At 32.3% G+C, this 13145-nt stretch carries 12 protein-coding genes and 1 pseudogene; 4 read left to right on the plus strand and 9 right to left on the minus strand.

Annotation, left to right across the window (positions count from 1 at the left end; translation table 11 throughout):
* Positions 1-494: 494 nt before the first annotated feature.
* Positions 495-830 carry a c-type lysozyme inhibitor gene (locus QSH13_RS01420; RefSeq protein WP_109397223.1) on the minus strand — a complete coding sequence of 112 codons (336 nt, stop codon included), beginning with the start codon at positions 828-830 and terminating at the stop codon, positions 495-497.
* Between the two features lie 867 nt (positions 831-1697).
* Between QSH13_RS01420 and QSH13_RS01425 the strand changes: the two genes are divergently transcribed.
* On the plus strand, positions 1698-2690 hold the full coding sequence (locus QSH13_RS01425; RefSeq protein WP_196544843.1) for an acetyltransferase: 993 nt from the start codon (positions 1698-1700) through the stop codon (positions 2688-2690).
* A 462-nt stretch (positions 2691-3152) separates the two neighbouring features.
* Here the strand turns inward: QSH13_RS01425 and QSH13_RS01430 are convergent, their stop codons facing one another.
* Complete coding sequence (locus QSH13_RS01430) at positions 3153-3554, minus strand: subtilase family AB5 toxin binding subunit (protein ID WP_196544842.1); 402 nt, start codon at positions 3552-3554, stop codon at positions 3153-3155.
* A gap of 55 nt (positions 3555-3609) precedes the next feature.
* Positions 3610-4269, minus strand: a complete 660-nt coding sequence (locus QSH13_RS01435) for a class I SAM-dependent methyltransferase (protein WP_196544841.1) — start codon at positions 4267-4269, stop codon at positions 3610-3612.
* A 305-nt stretch (positions 4270-4574) separates the two neighbouring features.
* Between QSH13_RS01435 and QSH13_RS01440 the strand changes: the two genes are divergently transcribed.
* Positions 4575-5801: a phosphoadenosine phosphosulfate reductase gene (locus tag QSH13_RS01440; RefSeq protein WP_109397220.1), complete on the plus strand. Its 1227-nt coding sequence runs from the start codon at positions 4575-4577 to the stop codon at positions 5799-5801.
* Positions 5802-5813: 12 nt separating this feature from the next.
* Entirely contained in the window at positions 5814-6455 is a 642-nt protein-coding gene (locus QSH13_RS01445; protein ID WP_109397219.1) for an IbrB-like domain-containing protein, read from the plus strand.
* Between the two features lie 130 nt (positions 6456-6585).
* Here QSH13_RS01445 and QSH13_RS01450 read toward each other — a convergent pair whose 3' ends face one another.
* Positions 6586-7044: an Hsp20 family protein gene (locus QSH13_RS01450; protein ID WP_109397218.1), complete on the minus strand. Its 459-nt coding sequence runs from the start codon at positions 7042-7044 to the stop codon at positions 6586-6588.
* 202 nt (positions 7045-7246) lie between these two features.
* Positions 7247-7384, minus strand: a pseudogene (gene ymcF / locus QSH13_RS01455) (cold shock small protein YmcF); the annotation flags it as partial.
* A 661-nt stretch (positions 7385-8045) separates the two neighbouring features.
* Between ymcF and QSH13_RS01460 the strand changes: the two are divergent.
* Entirely contained in the window at positions 8046-8609 is a 564-nt protein-coding gene (locus QSH13_RS01460; protein ID WP_109397217.1) for a hypothetical protein, read from the plus strand.
* A 302-nt stretch (positions 8610-8911) separates the two neighbouring features.
* On the opposite strand, the gene tnpA is transcribed toward QSH13_RS01460, so the two are convergent.
* The 4 genes from tnpA to QSH13_RS01480 form a co-directional block, all read right to left on the minus strand.
* On the minus strand, positions 8912-9376 hold the full coding sequence (gene tnpA / locus QSH13_RS01465; protein ID WP_109397216.1) for an IS200/IS605 family transposase: 465 nt from the start codon (positions 9374-9376) through the stop codon (positions 8912-8914).
* Between the two features lie 475 nt (positions 9377-9851).
* Positions 9852-11063 (minus strand): PDDEXK family nuclease, encoded by a 1212-nt coding sequence (locus QSH13_RS01470; protein WP_286038707.1) that lies wholly within the window; start codon positions 11061-11063, stop codon positions 9852-9854.
* Between the two features lie 134 nt (positions 11064-11197).
* Positions 11198-11800 carry a tyrosine-type recombinase/integrase gene (locus QSH13_RS01475; protein WP_286038708.1) on the minus strand — a complete coding sequence of 201 codons (603 nt, stop codon included), beginning with the start codon at positions 11798-11800 and terminating at the stop codon, positions 11198-11200.
* Positions 11801-11962: 162 nt separating this feature from the next.
* Positions 11963-13126 carry a DUF4238 domain-containing protein gene (locus tag QSH13_RS01480; RefSeq protein ID WP_286038709.1) on the minus strand — a complete coding sequence of 388 codons (1164 nt, stop codon included), beginning with the start codon at positions 13124-13126 and terminating at the stop codon, positions 11963-11965.
* Between the last annotated feature and the right edge of the window lie 19 nt (positions 13127-13145).

Raw genomic sequence — 13145 nt, forward strand, 5'->3', positions numbered from 1 at the left:
AAATTAAAAATTAAACTTTGTGATCAGAATCAATAAAATTATCGACCATAAACATTGACCGTTATAAAAAAATAATTTATTAATAATAACGGAATTAATTTTTATACAAATGTGTAATGATTAATTTCTAGAATACTTATTTCAAATAAGTGTTCTAATTCCTTCCTACTGCATATTTTATTACTTTTTTAATCCATCTCACTCAGATGGATTTTTTTTACCTTTTCCCTTACCCATAAAAATATTTAATTTTTATAAAAAAACAATATTTTTTTATCTCATATTAATAAAATTAAATAGAAAACATGGAGATTTAAATTATTTTATAATATAAAGAAAACTCATAATCTTTTTCTTATTATAACAATATAACCCATTTCCCCCAATTCACCTTGGGGGTTTTTTATTGAATAATTTAATACAAAATAACAAAAAAGGTCACCGAAGTGACCTTTATAAGAATGCTAAATAATTTTTAATAAAACTAATAATTATTAGCTAGCTTTGCAACCACTCAATACTGGTTTGTCTGTTCCTTCAACTAAATCGGCATTATCACCTTTAGTATAAAGCTTATAGGTGTAATTTTTATTTATTGCCTCATAATTTGCTCCAGAAGCCATTTTCATAATTTTCATTGGTATCATTTCGTTCATTTGATTAATAATTGCATAGCTATCCTTTTCTGTATTTATATAAATAACTTCCATTATTTTATTGTTTTCACATGTATAAGATACTTTCGTTACCTCATCTGCATTATCAGCCATAACAAAACCCGCAGATAAAAGGCTAACCGTAAAAGCAAAACTTTTTAATAATAGTTTCATATAATCTCCTAATACTATTTGGTACATACGTCTAATACATCACTAACTAATTTAATATAATTAATCAAAACTTTATATTTTTTTCCATGAGATTTATCCAATTGTAAAAAACACCATTGATTATTGAATAATAAAGAGATTATTTTAAGCTTTTCTTAATTTATATTGAAGATATAAACATGATTAGGTAAGTATTCAAAATATTAGCTGGCGAAATAGGTGTTGGCTCTAAGTTAAGGAATATGGAACAAAATCACAAAAGACCAGGCGTTTATTAAAAGCATTATGACAAATATAATTATTTAAGAGAAAAACACGTGATATGTAGAGTGAAAAGCCATCTTCACTTCAAGATTAGTGACATTTTATCTACACCCAACATAACGAGCTTTGAATATAGAATACCCCCTATATTATAATCCCCTCCCCCTATCTTAACTAATCAGTTTATCAGAATGAAGCTCAAACGAATTATCCACCAACACTGTATTTCTACCTAGTATAGGCGCCAAACTATTTCGCATTCAAGTTCTGTTACTTTGTATAAAATTCTTGCTTCACTCAGAATTTTAATACTTCTTCCCATAATTTTTGTCTAACTTTATCGACATTCTTAAATTTTTGATCACACAATTTATCTGCTATTTAATCAAGAATGGGTACACTATTTTCTTCTCCTGCATTATTGATGCTACTTATCATTTAATTAATATAAAACAATTAGTTATAGTAGATTTGGACTAAAATTATAGAACGACTATTTATTCAAGGTAAATTGAAACTGTTTCTTAGTTAATGCCAATAAATTCATTTCAAATAAGTATATCAATACAGTACAATGAATTAATTTCTATATAGGGCGCCCATATGAAACAACAAATTAAGCCTGAATCAAATCAAATTACCCAACCATATTGGCCTACTTTAAAGCTGATATTGAGTTCTTTTATTGTTTTTAATTTCTACTTAAATTTAGCTGATAAAAATAAAGTCTCATTTTTTATTGATATTTTTGACTTAACATTAATTCCTATGTTTGTATTTATAGTTGCATTCGTAACGAAGAATACCACGTGGAAATCTTTAAAACTTAGTTTACTTTCATCTTTTATCATTTACTTAACATTTCAAACAGTTGATGCAATTCCGCTATACTTCTCAGGCGAATTGAGTTTAAATACTTATATCTTTGAACCTCAAAATGGAGTATGGTTTTTCTTAGCCACTCCTGTTTGGCAAGCTTTTTTCTTATTATTACCAAAAAAATTAAAATCTAATAGCTTAATATTATTTTGTATTTTGATAGGATCATTATTCCTTTCTTATTTAGCCCAAAATAATTTAATTAACTCGTCAAAATTTTTCTCTATTATTATATATTTCCCATTCTTTATAATTGCTTATTTTATTAGTGCTGAAAAAATATCCTCACTTAGAAAAAAGCCTTGTTTGATAATTGTAATCACGACAACTTTAGCTATAGTCACACTCTATCATAAGGAAAGTATCACAAGCTTAATTATAAACATGACCAAAGTTGATTTTTTATCGTCTTTTTTTGTTATGTATATTTTAAAATTCTTTATAAGTATCGTTTTAGGTTCTAGTATAATTTATTTCGCTTTATCAACTGATAAATATGCTAGAGTATCAAACAATGCTTTAGGTGTTTATTTAATCCATCCTATTATTTGTTTTATTTTTTTACAAATCCTAGCTTATTTCCATGTAGAATATAATTCATTAGTAATAATATTACTGACACTATCAACTATTTTCCTCTCTATTTTATTAACTTTTAACTCTACCATTCACTGGTTTATTGAGCCTAAAAGAGTTGTTTTTTTTCAAAAGGATTAAGACAGATATGATTATTTAAGAAAAATAGGGTTCACGTAATGTGTGGTGTGAAAATTTTTCGTTACTAAAAGATGAGTAACACTTTATCTGTATCCAACATAATTAGCTTTAAACATATAAAAAACCCCATTAAAAGGCCTCTGTTAACTTAAAAAAGCAATAATTAACCTTTTAAATCAAGACGTACCATTTTTTGCAAGCCATTCTTTAACGCCCCCTTCGGGGGCGTTTACACTAACGTCGATATCTTTAGCTACACGATTAATGTTGTTCAGCATTATCTGCCATAACAAAACTAGAAGACAAAATACCTACTGCAAGAAAAATACTTTTAAATAAAAATCTCATATAGCCTCCTAAATGCCATTACGTTAGCATTTATAGAGTATTCTTTTACTCTTCACTCATTAAAAAAACCTATCTGAAACTCTAATGGGATTTATACCATTTAATATTAATCAATTAGTTATCTTTTGTTGGCCCCATGCAACGACTATTATGGCAACTAGCGAATCCAGCTATCGCTTTATTTGAATATACTCGAGTAAATTTGGGATGAGTCCAAACATTAGGCTGAACGTATAATCTAAAGCTTTTACCTGTTGTGTAGTAATAATGTGCTTGCTGAAAAAAGTGCTCATAAGAAGAAGCCCAATCTGACTTGTTAGACACTGCACAGGCGATAACTTCACCACCATGATTCATGGCTTTAACACAAAAATACCGACCATCTTCAATTTTTCCTGAATTAAAATCCGTTAACGTAACATTAGAATAATATTCAATATTATGACTTAATGTATCTGTGGCAAATGCCACTGGCGTTAATAATGAAAAGGCAAAAAACAGACTACGCACTAACATACTATTCCTTAAGAAAATAAAGATAAAAAGCCTCTAATTAGAATAATATTTCTTATTATTTTTTATTCTTTGCTGTAAACAAAGCTACAGTACCTTGTACATGTATAGAGATGTCATGGAATAAAGAGGAAAGCATTTCTTCCAAAGAGTCCGCTGAATCAGAATAATTGCAAAAAATACCTTTTTTGTTGTAAATAGACATTAATTTTTTACCAAAAATATTATGCTTTACTCCCTGCCCTAAAATCGTTGTGCCATATAAAACCCCTTTTTCTGTCAGTAAATAACTTATATTTTCTATCGCTTTTTTCTTATCAACCATCGTTCCTGGTAAACAATGTAGTAAATAAAACAAGGAGATAGAATTATAAGATGCATTTAATTTATTAGAAAAAGGCTGAAAAACATCATGCTGGAGACAATTTATTAATTTATCATCAGGTACATACTTTTTAGTATGTTCCAGACTGTGTAAATTAAGATCAGTCAATGAGATTTCTTTTATATAATTTAAAGATTTTTTTAAATAAAATCCCGTTCCAACACCAATATCCATATGGCGATCGCCGAGATGATTTTTAAAATGTGGTATTAAATATTTATTCGTATCACACTGCCATGCATAGCTATTAGAAATATTAAGCACCCACCAATCATATAGCTTCAATGACACTGGTGTATATACTTTAGCTCCATCATGTGTACTTAATGTCATACAATACCCTATCAAAAAATGACTATTTTATTTTTTATTTCTTGAATGAATAGTTGGAAATACCGAATAGTAAATCAGGAAATATTTTTAAAATATCATCTACTAACTAAATCACTTACTTCATTTCTATTAATTATAAATGAAAGCTTTCATTACTAAAAATTATCAATAATAACAATGATATATGATTTATTATTCTATATTTTAAGTAAATTTCAGTAACAATCAGCAACCATTACTTACCTTTATAATCTAAATATGATTAAGTAATAATCACTATTAACTAACTTATTCTGGTGATAGTTATGTCTTGCAAATACAAAATTCCTCTTGGAATTAATGTGCTAGATGCTACTCAAACACGAATTGAATGGTTGTTTGATACTTTTGAACAAATCTCTCTCTCCTTTTCTGGAGGTAAAGATTCTACTGTTCTGTTTCATCTTGTTGCTGCAGAAGCAAGAAAGCGACATCGAAAATTCAATGTTATGTTTCTTGACTGGGAAGTCCAATACTCCGCTACCATTAGCCATGTTGCAAAAATGAAGCTTTTGTATGCAGATTGTACGGAACGATTTTACTGGATAGCATTACCTATAACGACAGAAAGTGGGATCTCACAATATGAACCAACTTGGACAGCTTGGGAACCTGAAAAAAAATGGGTAAGACAACCTCCAGAAGATGCAATCACTGATCCAAACTTTTTCCCTTTTTATCATTCGAATATGATTTTTGAAGACTTTACACCCGCATTTAATCAATGGATCACAGGAAATCATCGTAGTTCAGTTATTTTATTAGGGATCAGAGCCGATGAATCATTAAATCGCTTTATTGCTATCAATAACAACAAAAAACTACGTTATGCTGATGATATACCATGGACAACGGCATCACCCGAAGGTTTTTATTATATGGCCTATCCTATTTATGACTGGCATGTAAAAGATATTTGGACATACATTTCACGTTTTAACCTCCCCTATAATTCTATTTATGATCTAATGCACCAAGCTGGGGTTAGTTTAAGTCAGATGCGCATTTGTGAGCCATTTGGTCCTGAACAACGTAAAGGACTATGGTTATACCATGTTTTAGAACCTGAGACGTGGAGTCTCGCCTGTGAACGAGTGAGCGGTGCTGATGCAGGTATGTTATACACTCACCCTCATAATAAATCAGGTTTTTTTGGGCAACGTAAAATTAGTAAACCTACCCATCATACATGGAAATCTTACGCCCACTTTTTACTAGCGAGCTTACCAAAACAAACAGCCGAACATTACCGAAATAAAATCGCAGTTTATCTTCATTGGTATGCTGAACGGGATTACCCAAATGGAATACCTGATGAACAAGACGGTGATACTAGCAGTAAACAAATCCCGTCTTGGCGACGGATCTGTAAAACTATTTTACGTAATGATTTTTGGTGTAGAACATTAGCATTTAGTCCTACCAAATCACACTGTTATGACCGATATTGCAAACGGATACAGGAAAAACGTAAAAATTGGCAGTTGATTTAACAAGAGGTAAATATGACTATTGAAACAGTGTTTTCTTCACTAAAAGATTATTTGCTAAAACTAAATGATGAACAAAAAATCGAAGCGATAAACAAAATTAAATTATTTCTTCATCAAATTAGCCCGTTCAAAAATGAACCTATAGATTGTGTTCTTTGGGTAAAGCAAAATCAAGTCGTAGCAAATGACTACAATCCTAATGTTATGTCTCCTACAGAAAAGAGATTACTCAAAACCTCATTAATAAAAGACGGTTATACTCAACCCGTTGTAGTATTGTCTGCACAACAAAATAAAACTAAACAATTGCAATGGCAAATCATTGATGGCTATCATCGTTATTTATTAAGCAAAGAAAATGCCTTAAAAAAACGGATTAATAATTATTTGCCCGTCACCATCCTTGATATTAAAAACAACACAATGTCAGATCAAATAGCAACTACTATTCGGCATAATCGAGCAAGAGGACAACATCAAGTCGCAGCGATGTCAGATATAGTTAGAGATCTATCTCGATTAGGATGGAGCGATAAACGAATTGGTGATGAACTAGGTATGTCACAAGATGAAGTATTACGCTTAAAACAAATCTGTGGATTAGCTGAATTATTTTCAAAGCGCCATTTCTCAGAGGCTTGGACAGTAAAATAAAAAATAACTGTTTTCTACCGATAAAACCAATCAACTCGGTTTTAAATTAATCCAATTTAAAACCCTGACAAAAACAATTAAGGCTACACATAATGCGTAGCCTTAATCTTATTCACGTTACCTAACTCAATTAGCTTTTATCTTTGTTTTCTATCGCTATTGTTTGCCGTTTTTCTTCTTCCGGCAACTCATATTCAATAGCAATAGTCAGAAGCCCACTTGATAAATCGGCTTTTTCTATTTTAACATTTTTACCGAGGTCAAACTGCAATGTAAATTGTCCTTGAGATATACCTCGGTGGATCCATTTATCATTGTCTTCTTCTGATTTTTCTTCTTTTTTCCCTTCAATCAATAAACGACTTCCTTTTAATGAAACCGATAGGTCATTTTCTTGATATCCAGGCACACTCACTGTCAGTTCATAATGGTTATCATCAATCTGTTTCAGGTTATAAGTCTGTACAGGTGATGCTATTGGCTTACTGCCTGTTAACTGACTAAACAGGCGATCTATCTGATCAAAACGATTTGAAACTAAGTTGTCAGATAATGTTGGGAATAATGAAAAAGGTTTAATGTTAGGCATAATTCCTCCTTCAGTATTTAGTAAATTATGGGCGGTATCTTATTGACCCTAAATATAAATATGAACGAACGAGAGTTTTTCAAGCCCTAAAATCTAAATTTTTTTATCTGTAGCCAATATGAGATTGTAGATAACAAAAAACCCCCCGCCGAAGCGAGGTTTTGTATATTCAACTATTTAATGCTTAACACATTTGAGCTGTCATCACATTTTTGCAAAAGATACATTTTGCGCCGCCCGGGTTGTTCACTGAGACATCGAATTGTGATGTTCTATATTGTGAACCGCGATAACAAGGGCATTTAAACAAGGTCTTCTGTTGCTCGATATGATCTAGCAGATGTACTAATTGCAATTTCTTTCATAATATAAATATAGTATTCGATATTAAATGTTTCATTTTAATATTTTTTAGAAAAATATTAACCATCAAATAATTAACAACAACTCTCACCATGAAAAATATATTTTTTTGATATTTTTATATAATAAAAATGCATTTATGAAAAATAATCATTGCTATTTTATATTATGTTAATTAATAATAGCATCGTTATTAGACATTATCCGTTTATTTAAATTTGCTTTATTCGATAAATTTCGTCATTTTCATTATACGATTGATATATACATTTCTTTAATCCATCTAAAAAGATGGATTTTTTTTACCTTCCTTTCAAAAAGAAGAAAAACCTTACTATTAAAACTGATACTAAATTAGTATTTTTTTATCTCAAAATAATAAATCCCCCAAAAAAGCATTGCAATTAACAATTATTTTATTATAAATGATACCTACAATATTTTTTCCTATGTCATTATATAACTCACTTCCCCCAACTCACTTGGGGTTTTTTTATTAAAAACCGATATGAATATTTTGATCTTTTTTAAAAGATTAAATAAATGCTAACACAAAGTTACATACATAGAGTTCCATATTTATATATACAACTCACCATTGCTATTTTCTCTAAGATATTTAAAAAGGAAAAGTTTTTATGTCTAAGAAATTAATCATTACTATAGCAACATCAATATGTTTACTTTCTGGCTGTGCAGTTAGATTAGCATCCTCACCAGAAGATTACCAAGGATCTGATTTTTCAAGAATTAGGGCTAAAAATTACGCATACCCACTTACGATGAATATTTATGAGAAAGACGGGGACTGCTATAAACACACTGATACAAAAAGTTTGGGGCCTGGATTTAATATTTTTGGTATAAAATCAACATATAACAAAAAAATACCTGGAATGTTACCCGCATCAAAAGAAATGCAAGGATTAGATGCTCTAGAATATAAAATAAAAGCTAATCAGCGGATTGAATTAGAATATAAAGCAGTAACATTCCGTTCTCAATACACACAAACAATTACAACATACCGACATAGATTTATACCTAAAGAAGGTCATGACTATGATTTATATGACGACAATTTAGGAATAATAAATATCTTTGATTTAACAACAAATAGCTTTGTAAATGATGGCTGGGGAAGCGACAAAGAATGCAAAGGTAAAGTAAGTTATTGGACAGGTAAAATGAATTATGATTAAAGCTAATAATATTACTTACCACCTTATTAAACCTCATTTAACTTATGTAAACTATTTTCTAAAAACAGAGTGGATAAACTTATTGACTCCCCCTCAAACGAGAAACACTTGATATATGGAGTGAAAAGCTTTTTCACTTTAAGATATATAATAATTATTTTACATAAAGTTAATCAACGATGATATTTTTAGGTAATCATAACCACCCGTAAAACGGGTGGTTTGCTCTCGCCCTATAAGGGTTTGTTATCGACTGCGCCTAAATGACGCTGCTTTCTCTTCGTTCAAGCTAAGTGTCTTTGCTACTTTGACTTACCCCTTGAAGAGGTTTTCATATTCTTACTACTCAATTTATCCAAGATTAAATCCGACTTTTCTTGCTCTCTGATATACTTTTGAATAGAGGCTTCATTGAGTCCAACTGTTGTGTCATAGAACCTTTCCGCCCAAAACTTTCTGTTGCCAAATTTATATTTGAGATTGGCATGTCTATCAAAGATCATCAACGAACTTTTACCTTTCAAATATCCCATGAAACTTGATACGCATATCTTCGATGGAATACTCACTAACATATGAACATTATTTGGCATAAGATGCCCTTCGATTATTTCCACACCTTTATACTTACAAAGGTCTCGAAGGATCTCACCTATACTTGAACGAATTTTATTAAAAATTACTTTCCGTCTATATTTCGGCGAAAAGACGATATGGTATTTACACAGCCACTTTGTATGTGCTGAGATTTGTGCTTTAATGCCCACAATAAAAACCGGAAACTAATAAGCTCCCGTTAACTATTTATCAAATTAACAATTACCTATATTTGATAATTGCGCCTTCCATACCTTTAATGATTAAATCAGCAGCTTCTGTCCAATCCATATAGCGTAGCATTATACCCATAATAATTAAGTAACTTATTAAATAAATTATAATTATTAGGGGTGATAATCTTTTTTTATGTGATCTTGGTTTGTATGTAACTGGTTGATTTTTAGTTTGGGTTGGAGTGGTTTTGGGGAAGATATTTTAAATGATTGAGAGCTTATTAAACTTGCCGCCAAACACTCAAATCTATTATTTATATTAAATAATAGATTTAGTTATAATAATTAAAGCTAGTAATAAATTAGAATATCTTATTTAAACTGAAAATAAAAAATAACAATTTATTATTCAACCGTTAGAACTTGATTATCAGCTTTGAGCGAAGAGCCGACTAATGGAGTAGATATACTAATATTGATATTTCCACGAGTCGATATCTAGGTATCCAGCAGTTTCTAATTCCTTTAGAGTTATTTTTTCCTCATGTATAATTCGGTGTAGCCAACTTATTAAGCTAGGAATAACATACTTTCGTCTGATAAAAGAAGGCAACTCAGACACTACCTGACATATTTCATTCCCATAATATTGCTGAGAGAAACTTGATTCAGTTTTCAATATATCCATATATTCACTATCAGATATATTAACAGGGAGATAGCTTAAAGCCATACTAAACTGTGAACATCGCCCTATAAGCAGTTCTGTAGTGGGTGGAAATATTTTAATTTTATTTGGCCTAGAGGATATATCTGCTAAAGAAAACCTATTCTCAATTATTGTTCTTAAAATTACAGGTGCATCGTCTTCATCTTCGTTTAAGTCAAAGATATAGAAATTAAGTTTTCCATTTGTGCAAACATTATGAAGAACTTCTTGCAAATAACGTTCACGTTCTTTCATTCGACGAAGTTTTTTTCGGAGTTTAAGTCTTTTTATTCGAATATCCTTCTGTATAGGCTCAACTGCCATTTCATTGATTTTTTTAATCAATTCATCAGTTTCACGTTGTCTTACAATAACATGCCCTGTTGGCCAATCATGATAATCCTCATATAATTCTCTTACAGCTATTGACCATTCCTCATCGGCTAACTCAACTTTGCCATCGCTTGTATACCATGTGCTAAGCAAAGGTGAGAATTCATTTGAATTAGCACCTACTGAGAAATGTTTTTTGGCTACCATAGGATAGAGTGCAATTTTTCTTACAATATCTCCCCAAAACAAAACTTGCACCAGAAAGTTACCATTTTGTTTGCGCGACACATTTAATTTCCTGATGTCTTTTTGTAATTTAGCATCAGCTGAAGCTGTGGTAAGAATGTAGAACTCTTTTAGCGGAGGAATAAATTTTTCAGCTTTTTCAATTTCAGATGTTATTTCGGATAATTTTATTTCTTTCTCGGGCCACTTAGATTTTTTTTTACATTGTAGACCAACTGGATAATCTTCCCCTCTTGCAGCAATAATATCTACTCCATCTTGTACCTGTCCCGCTCGTCCATGCCTAACAAGATTAGGATCACTCCACATGATCTCGAAAAGGTCGGCACAGAGTTCCTCAAACTGTTCCCATGACCTTGGTGGTGCATACTCAAAGTGAACTAATTCTGCCATCAACTAAACTCCTTCAAACAATGATTTTTATAAAATACCATTTGTTTCTGTTAAAAGTGACAAATAACTTCGAAATCATATCAAGATTCAAGCGTCCACTTCTGGCACAGGGCTGATAAACAGCCCTGATAGATTTATACTTCAATTGACTCAGAAATTTCCAATGCATCATCGACTTCAATACCGAGGTAACGGACCGTGCTTTCCAGTTTTTTATGTCCTAATAATAACTGAATTACACGAAGATTCTTTGTTTTCTGGTAGATCAGGTATGGCTTAGTTCTGCGCATAGAATGCGAGCTGTACAACGAATTATCAAGGCCTAGCTTTTCAATCCAACCATGAAAAATACGGTTGTATTGTCTGGTAGAGATATGATGAGCAGAACCTACTCGGGATTGGAAAATATAGTCCGCACTACGCAACTGAGCCATTCTTATCCATGCAGCAACTGAATCTCTAGTTCCTTTAGTCAGTTCAAATTGGACAGGACTACCCGTCTTTTGTTGTAACACTGTTGCTCTGCTGGAGACTGAACTGCCATATGCAACATCTGACACTCTCAACTTAACGAGATCACAGTCCCGAAGCTTGCTATCCAAGGTTAAATTAAACAAAGCTAAGTCGCGAATTTTCCCTTCTAACTCTAGTCTAATACGGAACCCCCAGATATGAGATATTTTAAGCGGTCGTTTTTGCCCAATGATACGATTTTTATTCCACGGTGACTTAGACATAATTAAATCTCCTATGATGTAGAGATTTAATTATGATTGTTATCCCGAAAGGAGCGAAGAGTTGAAAAGGTACCTGCTCTGTATGCAGGAAAGCCTCTAGAAGTATATGGAACGATTATATGGGATACTTACAATCCCTACAAAATTAGCATCGCAATAGATTTATTCAACAGGATCATCCTGATCAGAAAATCGATCTATCAAGTGGTTGAGATTCGGCACCTCTATTCCAGGAGGCAGCTGTGATTGGATAAAAGAAGAGCGATAGGGAATGTAGGAGTTCGAAAGGTCTTTTAATGTGATGAAGCTTAGATCTGGATAGAAGTTTGGCTCAGGGTGGGAAATCCCGTGGACAATTCGACCGGTATGCATCCCATTTAAAGTAATTTCAGGTGCTGGCGTGACTGATTTCATCTCTCGGCTCAGCCTGTTTGTCTCTTCCTGCCACAGTGAAGTCAAATAATTTTCATGTATGTGACTGCCGAAATATACTGAGTTATAAGACTCGTGGATTTGCAGCTTGTTGATTTGATGTACGTCTTCTTCGTTGTGGATATCAATGACAATGCTTGCTGAGCCTCCAGTAATTTCATACGCCTCGGTATCGTACAGGAATGCTAGCAGTGATGGGCTTAGCGGAAAAAATACCATCAATCCCAAGTTAATATTGCCCAGCTTGCTGCACTTATAGTCACTCAGGGCGATGTTGGTAAACGATACCGGAGAGTCGCTAAAAATGAATGGGCGACTTGTAGTGTTTTTCAGAATGATTAATTTTAAATCACTGACTTCATCTACCTTGTCTGGCACACACATAAGATTTACATACTGCGTTATTTTAGGATCACTAAAGGAGGACAACACTTGTTTCATTGCTTGCCTTACAGCGTCGGTAGCTTCTTGTGAGTGCCCAGAGTCATAGTTTACCAAGTCATCAATCTGGGGCTGGAGAAAATTTTTATAAAAATCCCGCACAGGCATTTCGTTGCTTCTGTACGTCAGCGTGCGCTCTCGCTGAAAAAGAATATTTTCAATGAGCGTGTTGATGTGCTCTCTTGATAACTTATCGACGGATTCGGTTCTAAGGACTTCAAGAATAGAGTAATGGTTCTTAGCGTACTTGGTATCAAAGTCAGTAATATTAGCTTCTGTTTCAATGCTCCCATAAAAATTATTTTTTGAAGATTGAGTATCGATAGCCGCAGGATAGATTACCTTGCCGTTCTTTCTGAGCAGCATACATATGCTGTTTTCATCGGCGGAAAAAAAGCGAAAATAATATTGAGGTACATAATGCTGATTTTGTGGCTTCTGATCGTCTACCATAACCATTTCCTTGATGTTT

The organism is Proteus faecis, assembly GCF_030286765.1.
Taxonomy (GTDB): Bacteria; Pseudomonadota; Gammaproteobacteria; order Enterobacterales; family Enterobacteriaceae; genus Proteus; species Proteus faecis.

Coding starts and splice junctions, on each gene's coding strand:
- QSH13_RS01420 (WP_109397223.1), bottom strand. CDS start 830: ATGAAACTATTATTAAAAAGTTTTGCTTTTACGGTTAGCCTTTTATCT.
- QSH13_RS01425 (WP_196544843.1), top strand. CDS start 1,698: ATGAAACAACAAATTAAGCCTGAATCAAATCAAATTACCCAACCATAT.
- QSH13_RS01430 (WP_196544842.1), bottom strand. CDS start 3,554: ATGTTAGTGCGTAGTCTGTTTTTTGCCTTTTCATTATTAACGCCAGTG.
- QSH13_RS01435 (WP_196544841.1), bottom strand. CDS start 4,269: ATGACATTAAGTACACATGATGGAGCTAAAGTATATACACCAGTGTCA.
- QSH13_RS01440 (WP_109397220.1), top strand. CDS start 4,575: ATGTCTTGCAAATACAAAATTCCTCTTGGAATTAATGTGCTAGATGCT.
- QSH13_RS01445 (WP_109397219.1), top strand. CDS start 5,814: ATGACTATTGAAACAGTGTTTTCTTCACTAAAAGATTATTTGCTAAAA.
- QSH13_RS01450 (WP_109397218.1), bottom strand. CDS start 7,044: ATGCCTAACATTAAACCTTTTTCATTATTCCCAACATTATCTGACAAC.
- QSH13_RS01460 (WP_109397217.1), top strand. CDS start 8,046: ATGTCTAAGAAATTAATCATTACTATAGCAACATCAATATGTTTACTT.
- QSH13_RS01470 (WP_286038707.1), bottom strand. CDS start 11,063: ATGGCAGAATTAGTTCACTTTGAGTATGCACCACCAAGGTCATGGGAA.
- QSH13_RS01475 (WP_286038708.1), bottom strand. CDS start 11,800: ATGTCTAAGTCACCGTGGAATAAAAATCGTATCATTGGGCAAAAACGA.
- QSH13_RS01480 (WP_286038709.1), bottom strand. CDS start 13,126: ATGGTAGACGATCAGAAGCCACAAAATCAGCATTATGTACCTCAATAT.